Here is a 21,450-nt window from a genome sequence, read left to right on the forward strand (position 1 = left end):
CCTCCTCACGAAAAGATCCGTTTAAAAATTGAGGTTCGCCTATGGATAAACACACGATATACTCTCCACAATTCCCACGCGATCGGTAAACATATCATCACCCAGTATTTGAATGTCATCGAGTGATACGAAGTCAACAAAATATAAATTGCAAATAGGATGTAAATCCACGCACGCCGCATAAATATCATCGTATACCAAATGGATTTTCTCAGTATCATCTTTCGTTTTTTCGAGCGATCGAGCGTCGCAAGCCATCTACAATCCCGATTATAAATACGGGCGCTATAGGAGTTGTATTCTAGTCGTCCTATTCCCAACTCTTCCGCCCTGTCAATCCAACCGCGTGCCATTTTCATATCGTTCACCGTTACCGCACACTTCAAGAGTAAGTGAATCGCATCTGCATGTTCTGGTTCCGTTTCTAGCAACCGTTCACCGTCCGCCATCGCTTTCGCGTAATCCCCGCGACGGTAATAAAGGTGTCCGCGGTACAGTAAACCGTCCGCATCGTCCGGATTAACAGCGAGCAAGTCGTTAAATGACTGCCAAGCGCGTTCATCGTCACCCGTCCGCAAGTAATACACCCCTTGCAAGTGCAACAAGTCCGGGTCGCGCGCATACACACGCGAAGCGTTTTCTAGCGCATCTTTCGCAGCCGCAAAATCGCTCGTCGACAATGCCTGTCGCGCTTCTTCCCGCAAGTGCAAAAACGCTTCGAAATCAACGCCTTCGGTCGGTTGGAAATGATTGTACCGCATCGCCCAATTACCATTTATCCCCTCAAGTAAAAACCGAATCGTCTCCTCATCGTACAGAAGGTCTAGTTGGGAATCACTCCAACGGAACGTCCGATCGAGCAATTTCCAAACGTCCCATGGCAAAAAGCGGTGCACTTGCAAAAAGTCGACCAGACGATCTTGCAACACCTCGCTGTAGTTCAAGTCCCAGACGACCGAAGCGTTCAACAGTTCTTCCCAGTTTTTAGGGTCAATACGTGCAAAAAAATCGTCATACAGCACCGCCACTTTCTGCATGAACCCTTCAATCGGGTGTTCGGTCGGATGCTCGGTCGGGTGCTCGGTCGCCTCTGTAGCCCCGCTTTGTTCCCAGCTACTTGGCAACGTCCCGCTCGCTTCCTGATCGCTAGCGCTGTGCAGCGTCGTAGCATCTTCTTCCTCACCACGACGCAACCCTTCAGCCGCATCCTGCTCGTCCTCGACCGATGACGTTTCGGTTTCCCAAGAGTCTACGACATTGTACCCTCTTTTCGCCCCTTCGATCGCCTCGTCATACGCTTCCCGCAAGCGCTGGTAGCCTTTAGGGTCATCTTCGGGACGATACAACTTTAATTTCTTCGCATAAGCTTTTTTAATCGCCTTGACATCGTTTGTCGGCGCAGTCTCCAATATGTCCCAAATCATTGCAGAAAACCGTTCCATTCTTCCATGCTCGCCAACTGTTCTTTCAACGCAGTTGCCGCTTTTTTAATATCTTTATCGTTTTGCGTGCTGAGCACACTTTCGAACTGCTGTAAGAGAAAGCCGATGTATTCACGCTTCTCCCCGATCAGCTCCTCGTAGAGGCGTTCACCTTTAGCTAACAGTAATCTATTTTCGGTGCGATCGCGCGGGTGGATCTTAATGTCCTTCAGTTCTAGCAACCTCGCTTCAATCTCCTCTTTCGTTAGATTTCCGGGATTTTTTTCAATGACGATTCTTTCTTTCTCTCCTGTCGAGAGAATAATCACTTCCACTTCGAGAATACCGTTAATGTCGTACGTATAGCGGATGTCGACTTCTTGCTCCCCGGCAGGTGCAGGGGGTACTTTCACTTCAAGTTCTCCCAGTTTGACGTTGTTGACTACGCGGCGACTTTCCCCTTGATACACCTCTATGAGAATCCTTTTTTGATTGTTGTGCAGCGTATGAAATCGTTCCACGCGACTCACTGGAATCGGCGTGTTCCGTTCAATGATCGGTTCGAAGTACCCCGACTCAAACTTGCCGTTCCCCAGTTTTTTCGTCGTATCCGTCCCTAACGTATACGGACACACGTCGGTCAATATAACTTCATCCAACGCCTCATTTCGCTCTTTCAATGCCACTTGAATCGCTGCACCTAGAGCGACGGTTTCATCGGGGTTAATGTTGGCGTACGGCATTTGCCCAAACATTTTTGCGATAACAGCTCGAATGAGCGGCATGCGTGTCGCTCCACCGATTAAAATGACAGCATCCAAGTCGCGCGGCGACAACTCCGCATCGCGCAGTGCCCGTTCAATCGGATAGCGCAAACGCAACAAGAGCGAGCTCGCTAACTTCTCGAACTCCTTGCGCGAAAGGCGTGTCTCATACATGTCGCCGTCGACTGTCGCTCGCATCACCGCGGAAGGTTCTGCACCGAGAACGAGTTTACAGTGTTCCGCTTGCTTGAAAATAGCCGCACGCGTCTTGGAGTCTAGTGTGTCACCGTCGATCTTATGTGACGAGATAAAATGAGACACGAGCAGCTCCGTAAAATCTTCTCCTCCGAGGTAGTTATCTCCGGCGATCGACTGGACGTCCATCACCCCTTCGAACAACTCCAGCACCGACACGTCGAACGTGCCGCCACCTAAGTCAAAGACGAGAAACTGCGTCTCTTCTTCCGCTTGGTACAGCCCGTACGCCATCGCCGCTGCTGTCGGTTCACTAATGAGCCGTTCAACCTTAAGACCAGCAATTTCCGCTGCTCGTTTCGTCGCCTTACGCTGTGTGTCGTTGAAATAAGCGGGCACGCTAATGACCGCTTCTGTCACTGTTTCACCCAAATGCGCTTCCGCATCCATTTTTAATGCCTTAATGACGAATGAAGACAGCTCCTCCGGAGTAAACGTGTATTTCCCCAACTGATACGTCTTTTCCGTACCCATAAACCGTTTGAACGTTGCGGCGGTAACGAGCGGATGGGTTAAGAGTCGCTCTCTTGCCACTTGTCCGACCAAAATCTCTCCGTTGTCGTCGACGCTGACGACCGAAGGCGTCAAGTGTTCGCCGAGTACGTTAGGGATAATCACTGCGCGGTCTTCTGCCCAATAGGCAACCAAACTGTTCGTCGTTCCTAAGTCAATGCCGATCGTTGCCATTCATTGACTCCTCTCTCTAAAAATGTAGCTTTTCGTCTGCTACTCTCGCTCCTACTGCTACTAAATAATCCTACTATAAAAAGTGATTTCGAAAAAGATCGCGACATTTTTCGCAGAATCGCTGAATCGTCACACTCGCCGCGAAGTCGCCGCAGCCAACTTAAACGATACTTACATCTCTCTGTTCAAAACGCGCGAAATAAAGTTGCTTCCTACCCAAGTGGTCTGCTGCCCGAGACGCCTGCAGCTTGAGTTGACCTAAGCTTGAGTTGCCGGGCACCCTTGAGCAACTAAACAGCAATCCGCATAAGGAAATCTCCATGATACGAGCTATGCTTGCCACTCTTCGCGCAAGACCCCCATGCGAATCGAATCGTAGTAAACACCGTTGTAATACCGCACTTTACGCATGCGGCCTTCTAACTGCATCCCTATTTTCTCGGCCGCCCTCACCATGCGCGCGTTTCCCGACCACGTGGTTAACCCGACGCGGGCAATGTCGGGGAACCTGTTAAACATTTCCTCGATCCAAAGCGTCAACGCTTCGCTGCCGTAACCGTGGCTCCAATAGTGAGGATTGTAAATGACGATCCCGACTTCAAGCCATTTCGTTTCTTTGCATTCCCAATAGTAGCTGACGCTACCGATCGGTTTTCCGTCCGCCTCGATGACGAGTCGCGCTGCATCGTCCGCCATATGTCGCTGCCAGCCTTCCCGAAACGAGTTGTCGTCCATCGGCTCGTGCGGGAAATACGGTGCGTCCCACTTCTTCCATTCCGGGTCTTTCTCTCCGTATATGTACTCCCAAAGAGTTGGTAAATCTTCTTCCCTCACTTGGCGCAAGGTGACCTTTTCCCCCGTTAACAAATCGCATCACACACTCCCTCATATTGAAACTTGTATGATCTCACTGATGTCACTTTCATACGCCACCTCCCGCCGATTCCTTCATCTCTATATCGTTCATGTCGTCTTCGAAAGCCTCTCTATTCCCGTCCGCATCGTTCCCACCGATATAGTTTGTATGCCCGAGGTCGAGCAAATACGTGAGTAACGTGTGAATCGCCTGCTCCAAATCGACGGTGACGACATCGAAGCGACAATCCAACGGTTCGACATTTGGCGTAGCAATGTCATGAATGTGTCATTTAGCGTTCATCGCACGTTTTTATATAACTCACTTTCGTCCGTTTCCACCCTAGAAAACGGTGTGAGCACGACCTTAAAGGCAAAGCTTTCCGCAGTGAGCTTATGTTCCGGAAGTTGAGCCGGCCCACAACTGTTACTGCCTAGGCCATTTTGCTTGTAGTCAATATTGACGAGTAAGCTGTCCTTCGCCTCTAACTCGTGTGCGTGTTTCGCCTTGGCCAGCTGCTCGGCATCGTAGCGGCTCACGCTGAAATTGACGCCTTCTGGGCATGCGACAAACAATCCTTGCGCGATGCCGTTCGTCAGCGACGCCCACTTCACATCTGTCCGGTTGCCGTTTTCTTGCGGCTTCACGTACGGGGTGAACATCTCGTCGACCGTTTTCGTGTACACGCCGAGTGTCGCCGCTTGCCTGCTGTCGCTGTACGATTCACCCGGCCCGCGACCGAACCAGCGGACGCGATCGTACATGGCACCGACTTCTAACTGCAAACCGATCTTCGGCAGCATGTCGGGTATTTTTTTGTCGACCCCGTTCGTCGCAAAGTCACCGCTCACCGCCAGCGCAATGACGTCGTCGGCCGTGATCGTGTACGCGTAGCAGCAATTGTAGCTCCAGAAGCGGTTCGGCGGCGCAATGCGCGTATGAATCGTTACCGTCACGCAATCGCCCTGCTGTGCCCAAGTAAAGCTCGTGACACTTTCTTGCAACAGGTGTAAGAAGTCTTCTGTCCGCCACCGCTCTTCGACGTACATATCGTTGTCGATCGGCGCCCGCCAGAAGTTGAGCGACGTCCCTCTCGTTATGAGGCGCTCACCCGCGTAATCGACCTGTTGTAACGTCCCGAACACTTTATTGAACGTCACGCGCGTGTTTTCTGTGAAGATGTGTAACGCGTGGGCCTCTTCCTCCGTCCGCAATAGAGCGTGCCGTGGCGAAGTGACGATTACTCGCTCCACTTGCTGCGACGTCTCCGTCACTTCTGCTAACGCCCCGGTCGGCAAAGCCTCTCCATCAGCCTTTTCATCAACCTTTCCACCTCTTGTTACTAGATTCGCCTGTTCGCCCCCTGTTCCGCACGCGTTCGCCCGCCCCTGTCCTTCGCCTGCTTCGCCGCTCAGCACAAACTGCGCGAATGTGATTTCGTGTCCGAAAGCGGCCCAGTTCGTCTCCCGATTCAAAATAAAGCGTACATCGAGGATAAGTTGTGGATGATCGTTAGCAACTTCTGAATACCGTTGCTGGCTAAGGACGTCCGCATAAGGCAGAGCCACTTCACCCGTCCCTCCCGCGCGAATCGTCGGCAGCGCCATGCTACCGCTCGTTAAGACTCCCCCCGCCACATCTTTCAACGTCCACACGAGCGATACGTGGTCGAGCGTTAACACATCGTACAAGTTCTCGACCGCAAACCGCCCCTCGCGGGCGTTCACCTCGTGCATTTTAATCGGTTCAATCACTTTTTTGTACTCGATTAAACCGGGCGACGGTTGGCGGTTCGGGAAGATGAGCCCGTCGATACAAAAGTTCCCGTCATGCGGCTCTTCGCCGAAATCCCCTCCGTAAGCGTCATAGTCCGTACCGTCTGCCGTTTGTCGCTTGATGCCGTGGTCGTACCACTCCCAGACGAAACCGCCGTGTACTTTATCATATTTGTAAAAGACGTCTTGGTACTCCTTTAGCCCGCCGGGACCGTTCCCCATCGCATGGGCATACTCGCACAACATGTACGGCTTCGTTTTCGTCTCATCTTCCGCGATGTCAACGATTTTTTCGATCGGCGCATACATTTCACTATGTACGTCGGCCACCTCCGGCACGTCATTCGCGCGGTCTTGTTCGTAATGGACCGGACGCGTCGGATCGATCCGTTTACACGCTGCCGCCATCTTACGGAAATTGTCGCCGAAACCGGCTTCGTTGCCAAGTGACCACATAATGACCGAAGGTGAATTTTTATCCCGTTCGACCATGCGCACCGCGCGCTCCACATAAGCGTCCGACCAGTCTGTGCGGTCAGATAAGTAATTTTTGTGCCCCGCCTCTTCGAAGCCGTGGTTTTCTAAGTCCGCCTCGTCGATCACGTACAGGCCGTACGCGTCGCAGTACTCGTAAAACGTCGGGTCATTCGGGTAATGCGCCGTCCGCACCGCGTTAATGTTGTGCCGTTTCATCATTTTTATATCGTCCACCATTTGCTCTTGCGGCACGTAGCGGCCGTACTCCGGATGGTAGTCGTGCCGGTTAACCCCTTTGAACAGCACCGGTTTCCCGTTCACGAGCATGCGATGCCCCTTAATCTCGATCGTGCGGAAACCGATTTTTTTCGGTACGACTTCTACGACATCGCCATCCGCATTGAGCAGCTTAATCAACAAAATGTACAAGTTCGGGTCTTCCGCCGACCACAACTTCGGCTTCGCCACCGGGATACGGAAATGTACTGTCTCTTCTCCTCGGGCAGCGACGTGAACCGTCTGCGCATTGTCCGTAAGGGGCACCGATCGTCGCGTCGCACCATCGCGCAATTCCACTTGCAGTACATAGTCGGCAATGCCTTCGTCGCGATCGTTCGAAACCGTTATGCGCGTATCGAGCCAAGCGTCTTCATAATTGTCGTCGAGCGGCGTTTCAACCTTAAAATCCCACACGCGCACCGCGCTTTCCCGCACGAGCGCCACGTCGCGGAAAATTCCGCTCAACCACCACATGTCCTGATCCTCTAAGTAACTGCCGTCCGACCACTTGTACACGCGCACCGTTAAGTCGTTTTCGCCGCATCGCACGTACGGGGTAATGTCGAACTCACTCGTCATCCGGCTCACCTGACTATAGCCGACGCGCGCCCCGTTAACCCACACGTGAAAGGCACTGTCCACCCCTTGGAAGCGCAACGTAACCTTCTCTTCTAACCACGCGTCAGACAAGTTAAACGTGCGTTTATAAATGCCGGTCGGGTTTTTTGTCGGCACGTACGGCGGATTGAGCGGAAACGGATACACGATATTCGTATACTGCATTTGGCCGTAGCCAGCCGTCTCCCAACTGCGCGGCACTTGAATCGTATCCCACGCACTCGCGTCGAAATCGGTTGCGAAAAAGTGTTCCGGCGACAATTCCGGCGCCTCCAGGAACAAAAACTTCCAATGGCCGTTTAACGTTTTATACCCTTTTGTGTACTTCTTTTGAAAGCTTAACGCGCGCTCGACTGAGTCATAGGCAAAATAGTATGCCCGACTCGGTAAACGCCCCCTACTTAACAGTTGCGGGTTTTCCCAGTCATTGTTGTTGTGGGCCATTGCTTCACACTCTCCCTCGGTACAGTCTCAATTCTAGTATAGCGATTCCTTCACCGATTAAAAGCTGATCCACTCCACAAATTAACAACAACTCATTTTCCACCCACATATTCTCGTGGCGTCATACCAGTATGCTTTTTAAAAAATCGATAGAAATAATTCTCGGAAACAAATCCGATCGCCTGCGACACGTCGTAAATCGTTAAATCGCCTTCGCAGAGTAATTGTTTGGCCTTTTCCAGTCGCGCTTCTTGCACATACTCCGCTAACCCCTGGCCCGTCAACTGTTTGTACAGGCGGGATAAATAATACGGATTGTAGTTTAACGCCTCGCCGATCGCTGTTAGCGACAAATCGTCCCCTAAATGGTTACCGATATACTCATGGATGCGCTGGACAATGTCTCGCGCGTGAGAAACCTCAAGGACTTGCCTCTCCGGAGACTCGATCGGATCTGAACACTCATCCGGAATGTCTGGAAGGTGTAATGGACGATGCCGTGTCGCGCAGTTGCCGCGAAGCACGGGGCGCATACACTTCTCCTGTAACAGCGGCCACGACGTTCGCCACTGCTTCTTGGCTACAGAGAGGAAACGGGCAATTCGGTTCATGTCGGCGACTTCAGTAAGCGCGGTGGAGACAGCTTCGGCAATCGCTTCATACCCTTCTGTCTTTAAAATATAATTGCTCGCGCCTCCCCGTAACGCCTGCTGCGCATAAGAAAAATCGTCGTACGCCGAAAGAAAAACGAATCGGCAGTGCGGCCACCGCGACGTCACTTCTCGCTGTAATTGCAAACCGCTCATACGCGGCATGCGGATATCGGAAAGTACAACGTCACAAGCGACTTCCTCCAACACATTTAACGCTTCGCTACCCGAATAAGCGCCGTACACTTCGACATTTAGCGTTTTTAGTTCTTTAAAATAGGCAACCAGTCCGTCCACGATCACCTTTTCGTTATCGACAATTAATAACTTATACATGATTGTCCCCCTGACAAAGCGGGAACCGCATAAGTACTTCCAGTCCCCCGAGCTCCCCGCGCGACAACTGAATACCGTACGCATTCCCGTATTTCAACTGTAAGCGCCGATGCACATTGAGTAGCCCCGTCGTTTCCGCTACATCCGTGGAGGCGCGCGACGTTGACTGATCCGCGCGCGCCACCAACGCCTCCTTCAACCGCTGCAATGTCGCTTCGTCTAACTGGTCGCCGTTATCCGCCACGCACACCGTGACGCAACCGTCCGCTGCCCACACGTCAATAAGTAGCATGCCGTCACCGTCTTTCCCTTCCAAACCGTGCACATACGCATTTTCGATAATCGGTTGTACGATCAATCTAGGAACTTTAAACTTTAATAGTGATACCGGAAGTTCACTGCATCTGACGTCAATATGCGGAAAGCGGATGGATTGAATACCGATGTACGCGTTTGCAAACAAAAACTCCTTTTCCAACGCGACCTCATCTTCGCCGTTCCGCGTTATCAATCGAAAAAACGTCCCCATGTGCAGCACTAACTGTTCGGCGCTTTTCATCTCTCCTTGCCTAATTAACGTAAGTAAAATAAACAAACTGTTGTATAAAAAATGGGGATTGATTTGCGACTGGAGCTGCTTTAATTCCGACCGTTGGGAACGCGTCTTCTGTTCCGACACTTCGTCGATCAACGTTTGAATTTGACTGGCCATCGTATTAAATTGCTTAAACACATCGTAAAATTCATCTCGGTATTTTTGCTGGAGGCGGAACGCCAAATTGCCTTTCCCTACTTGACGCAACGCGCGCACCAACCGTTTCAGCGGGCGATCGACGAGTAGAAAAATGCCGTATGAAAAAAGGACAACGACGATGAAAGAGACGCCGATGAGCATCCAATGCGACGTACGATACTGATTGAGGATCGCGAGCGCCTCTTTTTCTGCGACATAGTGGATGAGTGTCACCCCGAGAGAAGGGGATCGTTCAAAATAAAGGAGGTATGCGTGTTTATTGATGACAAGCCGCTCCTGCCCAGACAAAACGTCGGCATTAGAGGGGTGCGCCAGAAATTGGCGAATGTGGGCGAGTGTGTCGTCTTCTGGCTTCGCACGAATGGCCCACCCTTCCTGCTCGTGCAATAAAATGGACTGGGAAGTGGCAAAGTTCGACAGTTGGGCGAGCGCCTTTTCTAGTAGGGGTAGCGAAAGCTCGACCTTCAGTGCAAAAGACATGCCCACACCGGATGTCGGGTAAGCAATACTTAAAGACAGCTCGTTATTCCGATGGTTCAGTGGAGAGCCGGATGACCTTGCACTGCGGGTGACCTCCCCTGACTCGCCATGCGGAGTCTCTTCCCCGAGGCGATTCGCCCAGATCGTCCGCCCGATCTTCGGAAAATAAATGCTAATCTCCTTCACATACGGACTCGAACTTTTCAAAATCGATAACTTGCTCATAATGCGGCGAATCACTTGGGATCGCTCGTAGTCACTCATTGTCTCAGGCATCGTACCCGCTTTCCGAAAATCGTCGTCTTTCACGAGATACTCTTGTTCTACGCGCATAATACGCGCGATTTCTGTTTCTAGCGACTGCAAATAAAAATGCACGTTGGTCGCGTGCGACTGCAACAACTCGTCGCGCACGATTTTTTCTCCCGACAGATTCACCAACAGACCGATGGCACTAATCGGGATGACGACTAACAAGAAGGCAACGACAATTTTGGAAAATAGGGTAAAATTACGCTCACAAACCCGCTCACAAACCCGCTCGCCAACCTGCCGTAAAGGCGTGCGCATCTCCTCCATCCCTTTTTTTATGACACTTCAGACGGATCAGTCGCTGTCACATTGTCGCGTACACAGACGCGCGACGGGTCACCCTCGATGACAATCGGTATCCCTCCGCTGTCTAAGATCGTATTATCGATGACTGTGTTGCCGCTCGAAGGGTAGTCGTCAAAATGGACTCCAGAACATTCACTGCTTCGAATCGTGTTATTATCGATGTGAATGTTCAAATATTTTCTACGCCCATCCGGGTAGTCTGGGGTACTGCCCTCAAAATAAGAAGCTAGTACGTAAATGGCGTCATTCCAACTATCTTCAATCGTATTGCCCTCAATCGTCATCCCGTCCATACCAGTAATATACATCGCCTGTTGATACGGGTCATCTGTACCGGCTTTCGGATACGCCTCTCGATCTTGAAGCACCTTATTGTTGCGAACGGCGACATCGTGATGGAGGCTAGCTCGACCTTCGACAAATATCCCATTACAGCCATATAAATCATTTTTGGCGTAACCTCGGATCGTATTGTTTTCGATAACCCCGTCGGATACACTGCGAAAACCGATGCCGGTACAATACGAATGTTCAACCACGTTATTGCGCGCGAAAATATGTCGGTGAGGCGGACTGGTCGGCGTTTGAATCGTATGGCCGACTTCGATCCCGTAATCGGCGGCTTCCCGCACCGTATTGCCGTCAATCGTAATGTTAGTCGACTGTTTTTCATCTTGAAACATGAAGTAGATGCCGTTCTGGTTGAGCGTTTTCTGGACGGTATTGCGCACCACTTGCACATTGTCGTTACGCTGTAACCCTAAGATCGCATTGGAACCGCTGTTCGTAATGAAGGTGTCGTGAACGCTGCCGTCGTTCACATTGTAGAGGACAATCGACCCGCCGGCTGAATTGATCGCTTCAATATCGAAAATTTCAAACCCTGTCACCCATGCCAAACTGAGTGTATGGGCGAACGGATCGTTAATTTTATCTGGGCGCTGAGAGTTTTGCCCATCGAGGGTCATCCGAGATACTTTCACGTTTTGCGCGCGCTCAGCTGTCAACATATGAAAGCCGGCACTCGATCCGTCTGGCAATTTTGCTTTTATGCGAAAAACGGTTTCCCCTATCCCCTCCCCTTTCAAGTGGACATTCGACTGTAACACGAGTGGTTGTTCGAGAATATACTCACCCGCCGGAACGAAAACCGTACCGCCTCCCGCCGCACTCACCTTATCGATCTCCTGCTGAATCGAAGCGGGTGTCAGCGCAACTTTTCGCCTTTTCATTATGAGGAAAAAAACGAGCACCAACAATAGCACGATAAGCGCTACCAACGCGATGATCCACGCCATCGATCACACGCCTCCTCTTAACCTTATGATTTGTCCCTATGACTTGACCCTGTGAATTGTTCTCTAGTACACGGTATACCGACACAGTTTTCATTATGCCTATGTCATTACATGATTCCTTTTTGCACGTTGCCTTGATCACGCCCACATACTTTACCTTATTCTTTTACGCTTCCTAACACTAACCCTTTAACGAAATACTTTTGTAAGAACGGGTAGACGAGTAAAATCGGTAAAGCGGTCATAAATATTTGCGCAGCCCGTCCCGTCTGGTCCGACACGACGTTTGCCGTCGCTTGACTTTCGAGCTGCATATTGCGCAAATCGTCGACCGTTACCGTAATCGACTGCAAATACGTGGCCAACGGGTAGTCCGCCGGATTTTTCATATAGAGCAAACCGTCAAACCACGAGTTCCAATGTCCGACCATCGTAAACAACGTGATCGTCGCTAACGCAGGTAGTGATAGTGGTAAGTAAATACGCCACAGCACCGTCCATTGATTCGCCCCGTCGACGCGTGCCGACTCCTCTAGTTCCTTCGGTAAGCCGCGAAAAAAGTTTAACAAAAGCACGATGTTGAACACGTTGACTGCACCCGGAACGACTAACGCCCAGATCGTATCTAACAAACCGGTCTGTTTCACGACCAAATAACTCGGGATGAGTCCCCCGTTAAACAAAATCGTAAAGACGAAAAACCACACGTAAACGGTACGCCCGGGGAAACGGTGTTTTTCCTTGGAAAGCGGGTAAGCGGTAAGGATACATAACAAGATGCTAAGTGACGTCCCTAAGACTAATCGTTCGACAGAGATAAAAAACGACCGCATAAATTGGCCCTTTTCTAGTACTACTTTGTAAGACTCTAAATTAAAGTCGACTGGCCACACACTCACGTGGCCAGCAGAGGCCGCACCAGCGGAACTGAGCGAAACGGCGAGCAAATGGACAATCGGTAGAACACAAACGAGTCCCAACGCGATCAAAAACATATAGTTAACGATTAAAAAAACTTTGCGCGGCCAAGACAAGCTACGCATCGTCATCTCCCCTCAATCGTATTAAAAGATGCGATAATTGGCAAAACGGTGTGCGAACCAGTAAGATGTAGAGATAAGCACTAACGAAATAGCCGATTTGAAGAGACCGATTGCCGTTGAAATGCTGTACTGCGCATTGACGATGCCGACGCGGTACACGAGCGTATCGATAATATCGCCTGTTTCATATGTGACGGGGCTGTACAAGTTAAAAATTTGGTCAAAACCTGCGTTCAACACGTTACCTAAACTGAGCGTCGCCAACAGCATAATGATCGGAAACATGCCGGGCAACGTAATGTGTACCGTTTGCTTCCAACGGGAGGCACCGTCGACGACCGCCGCTTCGTACAACGACGGATTGATCGACGTAATGGCCGCGAGGTAAATAATCGTATTAAAGCCGAATTCCTTCCATATGTCACTAACGATTATCGTGAACGGAAACCACTGGTTATCCCCCAAAAAGAAAATCGGTTCCACCCCGAACAGGCCGAGTAGCTGGTTGACTATCCCGTTGGAAGGGGAGAGGATCCCTTTGAGAATGCCAGCTAAAATGACCCAAGATAAAAAATGGGGTAAATAAATGAGTGTCTGTACACCTCGTTTGAGGAAAGAAATCCTCACTTCGTTCAATAGTAAAGCAATGACGATCGGCACGGCTAAGTTGCCGACGATTTTAAGCGTGGCAATGACGAGTGTATTTCGTAGTACGAGCGGAAACTCCGGCATCATAAACACGTATTTAAAATTGTCCAGCCCCACCCACGGCGAACCGAAAAACCCTTGAAAGCCGGAGAACTTCTTGAAGGCGATCATAATGCCGAACATCGGGTAGTAGCTGTAAATGAGCACGAGAACGACTGCAGGAAGAAGCATTAAATGGAACATATAGTACCGCTTGAAATGGTTCATAAGTCGCACACCATCTCACCTCCCTTCGTCGCTACCTTTCCGTAAGACGCCGATCTCCCCAGTTCGGGTCGTATAGAGCGGGTGGATCAACATAACCGTTCGACGGGCGGGATTATTTCTGTTCCGCTAACCAATCGTTCACTTCTTTCGTCATTTGTTCCCCGCCGAGTTTTTTCCAATCGGCCACGAACGTGTCGAAGTGGTCGAGCGGCGCTTCGCCCATAATAATTTTCGTGTACACTTCTTCCGACATTTGATCCAACGACGCCTTTTTTTCCACCATCGTCTGCGAGGGCACCCCGTAAAATTCAGAGACAATCTTGTCGTCCATGTTATCTTTTTTAATGATGTCAAAGGCGTCAAACTGGCGCGCTGTCCCCCACCCTTTCACTAAATCGCCGTCGTTGTACGCCTTAATGTTGTCGTAACCAGCTTTTTGTTCACTGTTCAACTGCGACGTATCGCCGGAAGCGAGGGCTGCGCGCACGGCATCGAGGTTGTCGGGGATGTCTTTCGTCGTGGGCCAAGATTGCACGAGCGGATATTTGAAATACTCGACTCCGTCTGGGCTCGTTCCGTATTTGCTAGAATCAGCCGTCTCACCCCACAGCTTTTCCTGAAAGACATTTAACAGTTTCACGACGACCTCTGGGTGTGCGTATCCTTTTTTTACGACGATAAAATTGTCCACATCCTGCCGTACCGCCTGTACCGCAGGCTTCTTTCCATCCACCGCCACGGCAGAAAACGGTTTCATATGATCTAACGCCTTATTTTTCGAAACGTCCATCGGATAGTAGGACGCCCAGTTAGCACCGTAAAACATCCCCACTTTATCGTTAACGATATCCTCCCCGAGCTTATCCCAGCCCTTCACTGCCCACTCGCGGTCAATTAAACCGGCTTGGTACATCTCCCGCAATTTGGCTAGCGCTTCCTTTACTTCCGGCTGAATGCTTCCGTAAACAATTTTCCCCGCAGCGTCTTTCACCCACATTCCAGGATACGCGTTGAATCCGGCAAACCAGCCACCCAAATCGCCAATTCCGCCGTTCGTTATTTGTGGCCCTTGGCTAATGCCGAGGCCAAACGTATCTTTTTTACCGCTACCGTTAGGATCTTTTTGCACGAACGCTTCGGCAATTTTCACGACATCGTCGATCGACTTCGGCGCGTCGAGTCCAACTTCTTTTAACCAATCGGTGCGAATCCAGAGCACATCGTTTTGCACGATCGAGCCGCTTAACGTTGGAATCGCTAACAATTTTCCGTCAAAAGTAGCCGCGCGCAACCCGCGCCCTTCGTCTTGATTCATCAACTCTTTCGTAAACGGAGCCGCGTACTGATCAAACACATCGCTTAAATCTTCCAGTTGATCTGCTTCCGCCAGTTGCTTTAACTGGGCACCGTTTACTTGTAAGACGTCGGGCAACTCATCTCCTGAAGCGATAATGACATTTAATTTTTTCGTGTACTCATCTGGCTTAGCCGTCGTCCAGTCGTAAACGACTTTGACGCCGAGTGTTTTCTCAAACTCACGCGTCCACACATTACTGTCGAGATCGTCTCCCGAATCGTAACGCCAACTCGTCTCTAACGCCCGCGCCGCGTGCACTTTGAGCATTGGCTCATACTTGCCAAACGGGTCTCCCGCCTTTGCGCGAGGCGCCACCTTCTCCACCTGTGACGGATCGGTCGTCCCTGTGCCACTGCAAGCCGTCAACACGAGTAACAACACCGCAAAAACAGTGACGCCAACATTCGCCGTCCACTGCTTCCAACCCACTCCCTTCACCCTCCTCAAGCGTCATTTTGACATCGTTCGCTTCTCGCTTACAATATATCATGGGTAAGTGCACGCCACTACTACCCGATTTGTACACTGACTATCTTTTTTATACTACTTTTCAATCATACGGTTCTTAACGGTCGCGACGTATCAAGCGCTACATAGTGTGCACACGCAAGAGGTAATAGCATCAACAGCATCTAAACAACGACCACCACAATCCGACAGCACGCGAACAAAATCTAGCCAGCAATGCAACTCTCGCTGCATAAGACGATGCGCATGCATAGAACGAACGACAGACATGCGTCGCATAAAGAAATAGAAACTAACCTTAAAGCTAACCTAAAAAAAGAGCTCTCTTTCGCGACCAGCTCTTTTTTTGTTACAATTTCTTCACCATATGTATATCTTTCGATTCTAACGCAAACAATTCTGGATCCACATCCTCCGTGACTTCACTGCCCAAACTCCCGTAAAAGTTGACGGCCGATTCCGTTTCCGTCGAGGAAATGTATACATACTTGGCGCCCCGTCTAGCCGCTTCCTTACATAACGCCTCCATTATTTTCCTACCAATCCCTCGCCGGCGATACGCTCTAGAGACATACATGAGATCAACTTGTAGTTGATCGTTATTTTTTCCTCTAAATTTGTGCGCGAGCACACCAAACCCGACCAAGCGCTCGTGATCAAAAGCGCCGATCGCTTTGCCTCCGTTTTCAATTTCACGCTTGCAGCGGTTGATGAGAGACATTAATTCCGCTTCTTCCCAAGTCGGACACTCGTGCCCCGCCTTAATCTCTTGCATTTCCCCTTCACGCATTTCATAAATGCGTTCAATCCATTCGGACCGATCGATGTCTCTTATTTTGTCGGCTTCCTTAAGTTCTAACTCTCGGAATGTAATCATCTATATGGCCCCCTATTCTATAATCGTTTATGCCGCCATCTGCATAGTCGTCCGGGGTGCAACACGCCCCAGCGCCTGTCCCGTACCTTGCGGTTTCTCTATACAGACGATGCGCGTCTCTGAAAATCGAACATACAATTGATAGTTTTCTTTTTACGTCGCTTCGATCACTTTTTATTGTACGTCGCCGAATAGGCGGATGTAAAGATCTCGATGGACATCGCCCGTCACCACTTCGATGAGAGGAGATTCCCTCCTCCTATCTGGGGACAAACACTTCTTTTTTTCATTGAGCCCACTTACTTTTGATTTTTCGACCACTCAACAGCTTCTTGTTGCATCTTACTTAACAACTTTTTTATGTCTGGTGCTTTACCGCTGGCAGCATCGCTTATAAACCCGTTAATTTGCGGAACCATCTTACTGTTGTAAAACGGGTTCGCCTCGTCCATTAACGTCGGATTAGCGTGCTCGGCAATTTCCATTGCCTTCTTGGTGTACACATCCTTTGAATCAGTAAAGTCCGCCTCTTTTAACGTCGGAGTCATGAGGAAATTTTCATAGTTATGCCTTTGTGTCTCATACCCCGCTAAAAACTTCATAACTTCCCAAGCAGAATCGACATCTTTCACGTCTTTTGCCATAATGACTGGATCCATCGCAACCCAACCTTCTCCGTTAGGGCCTAAGTTAAGTACAGGCACGAATCGCTCGATTAGCTCTGTATTGCCGGAACTGCGATATTCAGTAAAGGCAGAACCGCCACCGTTGTCTAAGGCAATCGCCACGTCATTATTTTCAAGGCCAAAGTTTTCTATCCCCTGTCCGTTAACGAAAGCTTTTGGCGCGTATTTGGCGGCTTCCTCCAACCATGCTAGTACTTTCTTCATCTCGGGTGTGTCGATTTTCCATTCAATATTTTTTAGGTCATCGAGTGACCCAATCCCGCCATCCACCTTGTAAGCATACGATAGGGCAACAAACGTCGATTGATTAATATTGTTGCCGCTAAACCAGAGACCGTAGTTCTTTTTACCGGTCTTCGGATTTTTACCAGTCATTCGTTTCGCCTTTTCTAGTACTTCTTCCGGAGTCGGATGATCGGACAAATATTCGACTCCCCAATCGTCAAAAATCTTTTTATCGTACACGATCGCACGTTTTCCGAGGACAGTCGGGAGACCAAACTGTTTCGTCCCATCAAGTGACCGCGTGCTGTAAGAATTCTCCCACAGTCCTTTTAAATAAATATCCGGATTAAAATCTTTATCTTGCTCGATTAAATCGTCAATATCTCGCAAAAGCCCCTGTTGATAAAACTGTGAAGCAAAAGCACCACCTGTATACAGCACGTCGACATCTTTGGACAACAATAGTGCCTTCTGTTTAGCCTGTGCATTCTCCCACGGAATTTGTGTGACCTCGAGTTTTATGTTCGGGTACATTTGATTAAACGTTTCTTTGACAAATGTATTAAATCCGATTGATTTTGCCCCTGTCAACGCGTCAATTCCGTCATCCAATTGCCAACCGGCCAAGGCTACTCTAACTGTGCCAGAGATATCAGACACTTTGTCAACTTTCTTAGAATTACGGTTTCTATCAGCGACCGGATCAGTCGATGAACACGCTATTAACGAAACTAGTAAGACAGCGATGATCCCGACAACAGTGCACTTTTTCATTTCGCTCTCCCCATTTCGAATGATAAATTAATTACAAACATCTCCTTAAACACACGATAAATGCAAATAGACTGTTTCACCTCCTCCATGGCATTAGTACTTAATACCCGTTTGGGCAATGCTCTCGACAATGTAACGTTGCAAAAAGATATAAACAATCATTACCGGAAGCAAGCTTACAGTCGTGGCCGCCATTATGACAGAAGGTAGGTTGTTGAGTCCCTGATTGTAAGTAAACATCGCTAAACCTAATTGAATCGTATATTTGCTCGGGTCGTTTAATACGAGTAGTGGCCAGAGCAAATCGTTCCATACCGCTAAAAACTGTAAAATAATCATCGTGGCAACAATCGGTTGACACAACGGAAAATAAATGCGCCAAAAAACTGTACGTTCTCGTGCCCCGTCAATAATTGCCGCTTCGCGTAAACTCGAAGGCAGTTGGTCAATAAACTGCTTGGTAAGAAAAGTCCCGAACGCATAGTTTAAAGCGGGCAAATAAAACGCCCAGTACGTATCGAGTAATTTAAGTTTGGCAAACAGTAAATACTGCGGGATCATCGTCATTTCAAACGGGATCATCATCGTACTTAACGCCAAAATGAGTACGAACGTCGCGCCTTTAAAATGTAGTTTCGATAGGGCGTAACCGGAGAGCAACGCCGACACAATACTTACGACAATGACACCGAAAGCAATGACCGTAGAGTTTATCATGTAACGAAGCATGTCGATGTTCATAAACGCCATTTCATATGTTCGCAACGAAAATTCCTGCGGCCAAAAACGAATCGGGTACGGTATGTTCAACCGAGCGTCCCAGTCGAAACTCGTCGTGACCATCCAAATAAACGGAATAACAATAATGAGTGAACCTAGCGATAACACAGTTAACAACAATTTATTTGTGAATGATCTGGTTTTTCTTATCGAGGGCGTTCTTACATAACACTTCACATTTTCCATAGCGGTGCCTCCTCGCTCAATCCATCTGGCGCCTTTTATTGATGATTAACATCGCGACTGTTAGAATTAAAATAATGAAGAACAGTAAATACGAAGCTGCCGTTGCAATCCCCATTTCCGAAGATAAAAATGCGTTTCGATAAATATACAGAACCGCAGTCATTAACGTACCGGACGGGTTGCCAGCAGTACCTCCGATGAGCCACACATCGGTAAATCGCTTCATGGCGCCGATGATCCCGATAACGACCATGAATAAAAAAATCGGGCGCAAATACGGAATCGTTATGTACCACCATTTTTTTACCCCGCCTGCACCGTCAACTTCCGCCGCCTCGTACAAATTGCGTGGCACACTTTGCAATGCAGCAAAAAATATAATCGTATTGTATCCGAGTGCTCCCCATAAGCTCATCATGACGATACTGTTTTTTGAAAAACGCGGGTCAATGAACCAACCGATCGGTTCGATACCAATTAAACCGAGCGCATAGTTTAAAAGGCCACCTTCTTCGGGATAAAAAAGAAAAGAAAATAATATGCTCGTCGCAACTGCTGACACGACATTCGGAAGGAAGAAAACGCTTTTAAAAAAGTTTTTGCATCTATTCCATGGCAAACTGTTAATTAAGGTAGCTAAAATAAACGACAAAGCAATCCCTAACGCAACCGAGAAAACGCCCATATACATCGTGTTATACATCGATTTCCAAAAAACTTCGTCAGCCAAAACTAGCTTGTAATTATCTAACCCGACCCACGTACCCGTAACCCCGTTCGTATTTTGAAAACTGAGCAGTAAAGCTGCAACCATAGGGTACAAAGCGAAGACAAACACTCCGATTAAGAGGGGTGTGACAAACAAATAGCCGCTCCAATCATTACGGGAAAAGAATCTTTTTTTTCGCCGTGAAACAGATGAAACTGATTGTTGCAGTTGAGGTTCCATTGACAGAGCCACCTTTCTTTTCTCTCTTTAACATCTCATACCATTGTACCAACGACATAAAATGCGCTTAAGCTAAGACTGAAGCGAGTTGCAACAAGCTAGTACGCCCGATCCCTCCATATGTATGCCCTTTCAAAGGGTGATAAAGTTTGCTATAAATTGAAAGCATGCTGTTGGGTAAAGATTATCACAAACTACTATCCAATGTAAAGGGTTTTTTTTTCGTTGTTTATGGATTAGGTGAAGAGCTCGTTCAAAGTGATGTGAAAAAGGACGATCAGTGACCGTGTTTTACTACTAACCTCAATGGGTTTGATCAATCGGTTCCGGTCTTCTTTTGCGAAATAACAAAAAGGACAGTGCGATGACTGTCCTTTAGTACCATTCGTTTTTTCGCGCGAGGCCCCTCTCCATGTCGCGGGACTACGAGGATACACGTCTCATTTGTGGGGAAATAAGCATGCCTCTACCGTTTGGCTCACCTTGTAAGCACCGATGCTTTTATTTGATGCGACAACTGACTTCGTACCTGACGCTGGATAAAACGACGAATGAAAACTGACCCCCGGGTCATACCCCATCACGTGGTACTTAAAGATGTCATCATCTTTTTTTCTGATCCAAACCCCATACCCGTAATACTCGTTACCTTCCTCGTGAATGTGCGGCGTTAACAGAACATCGGTGAGTTCTTCACTGAGCAACTTACGGTCGACTAGCGCCTCCCATAACTTCACCATCTCCGGAGCCGTGACGAATGCGCCGCCATCTGCCCCGCCTTTGACTGGTATCGCGTAACTATTCGTTCGCCATGTCCCATCTTTTTCATCGATGTAGCCAAGTGCCGTGTTACCCGGCAGCCGATCTAACGAGAAATACCCGGATTGTGCCATTCCGCTCGGTTCAAACACATTTTTATCAATATAATCAGAAAACGATAGACCTGTATGCTCCTCGATAATTAATCCCAAAATGATATATCCCGCATTATTGTAGTGGAACCTTTCCCCCGGTTTAAACATCATCGGTGCGTTGGCAAACAGCGGCAGAAAGTCTTGCAACTTGCGGATCGCGTACATCGGCCGTTCTTTCCATAAGTCTTCATAATCATCCATGACATCTTCGTCAAAATAGTCCGGGATACCCGAGCTATGCGTTAATAAGTGATGAATCGTCACATCACCCGCGAAGGTCGGAAATTCAATATGTAAACAATCGCTTAATTGGCTTTGAAAGGAAATGATCCCTCGCTCAACTAACTGACAGATCCCGATCGCCGTAAATAACTTACAACCGGAAGCGATACCAAATCGAGTCGTTATATTGTTCGAAATACGCTCTGCACGATTCGCATAGCCAAACGTCACTTTCGCGATTGATTCGTTATGATCTTTAACAAGCACTACTCCCGAGAAATTCGTATCTGTAGCAACTTTAGCAACCTCTTCGACAATATTTTGATGCAACATCAATCGCCC

Annotated in this window: 16 protein-coding genes; all 16 read right to left on the reverse strand. The window is 48.8% G+C overall.

The annotated features are described in order from the left end of the window. Positions 1 to 5: 5 nt before the first annotated feature. The 16 genes from BN1247_RS09485 to BN1247_RS09560 all read right to left on the reverse strand — a co-directional run bounded on the left by BN1247_RS09485 (position 6) and on the right by BN1247_RS09560 (position 21,441). A complete protein-coding gene (locus tag BN1247_RS09485; RefSeq protein ID WP_054950163.1) occupies positions 6 to 1,424 on the reverse strand; it encodes a tetratricopeptide repeat protein in 1,419 nt (472 codons plus the stop codon). Next, the gene (locus BN1247_RS09490) at positions 1,421 to 3,127 is read right to left on the reverse strand and encodes a molecular chaperone HscC (RefSeq protein WP_054950164.1); all 1,707 of its coding nucleotides are present in this window, start codon (positions 3,125 to 3,127) and stop codon (positions 1,421 to 1,423) included. The genes BN1247_RS09485 and BN1247_RS09490 overlap by 4 nt, the downstream gene beginning before the upstream one ends. 330 nt (positions 3,128 to 3,457) lie before the next feature. Continuing rightward, positions 3,458 to 3,994, reverse strand: coding sequence for a GNAT family N-acetyltransferase (locus BN1247_RS09495; RefSeq protein WP_054950165.1), 537 nt, complete (start codon positions 3,992 to 3,994; stop codon positions 3,458 to 3,460). A gap of 55 nt (positions 3,995 to 4,049) precedes the next feature. Beyond that, positions 4,050 to 4,235 (reverse strand): hypothetical protein, encoded by a 186-nt coding sequence (locus BN1247_RS09500; protein ID WP_054950166.1) that lies wholly within the window; start codon positions 4,233 to 4,235, stop codon positions 4,050 to 4,052. Between the two features lie 47 nt (positions 4,236 to 4,282). After that, entirely contained in the window at positions 4,283 to 7,576 is a 3,294-nt protein-coding gene (locus tag BN1247_RS09505; RefSeq protein WP_054950167.1) for a glycoside hydrolase family 2 TIM barrel-domain containing protein, read from the reverse strand. 92 nt (positions 7,577 to 7,668) lie between these two features. Then, on the reverse strand, positions 7,669 to 8,562 hold the full coding sequence (locus BN1247_RS09510; protein ID WP_054950168.1) for a response regulator transcription factor: 894 nt from the start codon (positions 8,560 to 8,562) through the stop codon (positions 7,669 to 7,671). Continuing rightward, on the reverse strand, positions 8,555 to 10,366 hold the full coding sequence (locus BN1247_RS09515) for a sensor histidine kinase (protein ID WP_054950169.1): 1,812 nt from the start codon (positions 10,364 to 10,366) through the stop codon (positions 8,555 to 8,557). Before BN1247_RS09515 ends, BN1247_RS09510 begins: the two co-directional genes overlap by 8 nt. Positions 10,367 to 10,383: 17 nt before the next feature. Then, positions 10,384 to 11,712, reverse strand: a complete 1,329-nt coding sequence (locus BN1247_RS09520; RefSeq protein ID WP_054950170.1) for a right-handed parallel beta-helix repeat-containing protein — start codon at positions 11,710 to 11,712, stop codon at positions 10,384 to 10,386. Positions 11,713 to 11,870: 158 nt separating this feature from the next. Further along, positions 11,871 to 12,755: a carbohydrate ABC transporter permease gene (locus BN1247_RS09525; RefSeq protein ID WP_054950171.1), complete on the reverse strand. Its 885-nt coding sequence runs from the start codon at positions 12,753 to 12,755 to the stop codon at positions 11,871 to 11,873. A gap of 21 nt (positions 12,756 to 12,776) precedes the next feature. Then, positions 12,777 to 13,670: an ABC transporter permease gene (locus BN1247_RS09530; protein ID WP_054951594.1), complete on the reverse strand. Its 894-nt coding sequence runs from the start codon at positions 13,668 to 13,670 to the stop codon at positions 12,777 to 12,779. 112 nt (positions 13,671 to 13,782) lie between these two features. Beyond that, positions 13,783 to 15,456 carry an extracellular solute-binding protein gene (locus tag BN1247_RS09535; RefSeq protein WP_054950172.1) on the reverse strand — a complete coding sequence of 558 codons (1,674 nt, stop codon included), beginning with the start codon at positions 15,454 to 15,456 and terminating at the stop codon, positions 13,783 to 13,785. A gap of 388 nt (positions 15,457 to 15,844) precedes the next feature. Beyond that, the gene (locus BN1247_RS09540; RefSeq protein ID WP_054950173.1) at positions 15,845 to 16,372 is read right to left on the reverse strand and encodes a GNAT family N-acetyltransferase; all 528 of its coding nucleotides are present in this window, start codon (positions 16,370 to 16,372) and stop codon (positions 15,845 to 15,847) included. Positions 16,373 to 16,671: 299 nt separating this feature from the next. Continuing rightward, complete coding sequence (locus tag BN1247_RS09545) at positions 16,672 to 18,057, reverse strand: extracellular solute-binding protein (protein WP_054950174.1); 1,386 nt, start codon at positions 18,055 to 18,057, stop codon at positions 16,672 to 16,674. Between the two features lie 93 nt (positions 18,058 to 18,150). Further along, the gene (locus tag BN1247_RS09550) at positions 18,151 to 19,023 is read right to left on the reverse strand and encodes a carbohydrate ABC transporter permease (protein ID WP_054950175.1); all 873 of its coding nucleotides are present in this window, start codon (positions 19,021 to 19,023) and stop codon (positions 18,151 to 18,153) included. A gap of 16 nt (positions 19,024 to 19,039) precedes the next feature. Then, positions 19,040 to 19,978, reverse strand: a complete 939-nt coding sequence (locus tag BN1247_RS09555; protein WP_054951595.1) for a carbohydrate ABC transporter permease — start codon at positions 19,976 to 19,978, stop codon at positions 19,040 to 19,042. Positions 19,979 to 20,412: 434 nt separating this feature from the next. Then, positions 20,413 to 21,441 (reverse strand): serine hydrolase domain-containing protein, encoded by a 1,029-nt coding sequence (locus tag BN1247_RS09560; protein WP_054950176.1) that lies wholly within the window; start codon positions 21,439 to 21,441, stop codon positions 20,413 to 20,415. Positions 21,442 to 21,450: the final 9 nt, after the last annotated feature.

It is taken from the genome of Numidum massiliense (assembly GCF_001375555.1).
GTDB classification, from domain to species: Bacteria; Bacillota; Bacilli; order Thermoactinomycetales; family Novibacillaceae; genus Numidum; species Numidum massiliense.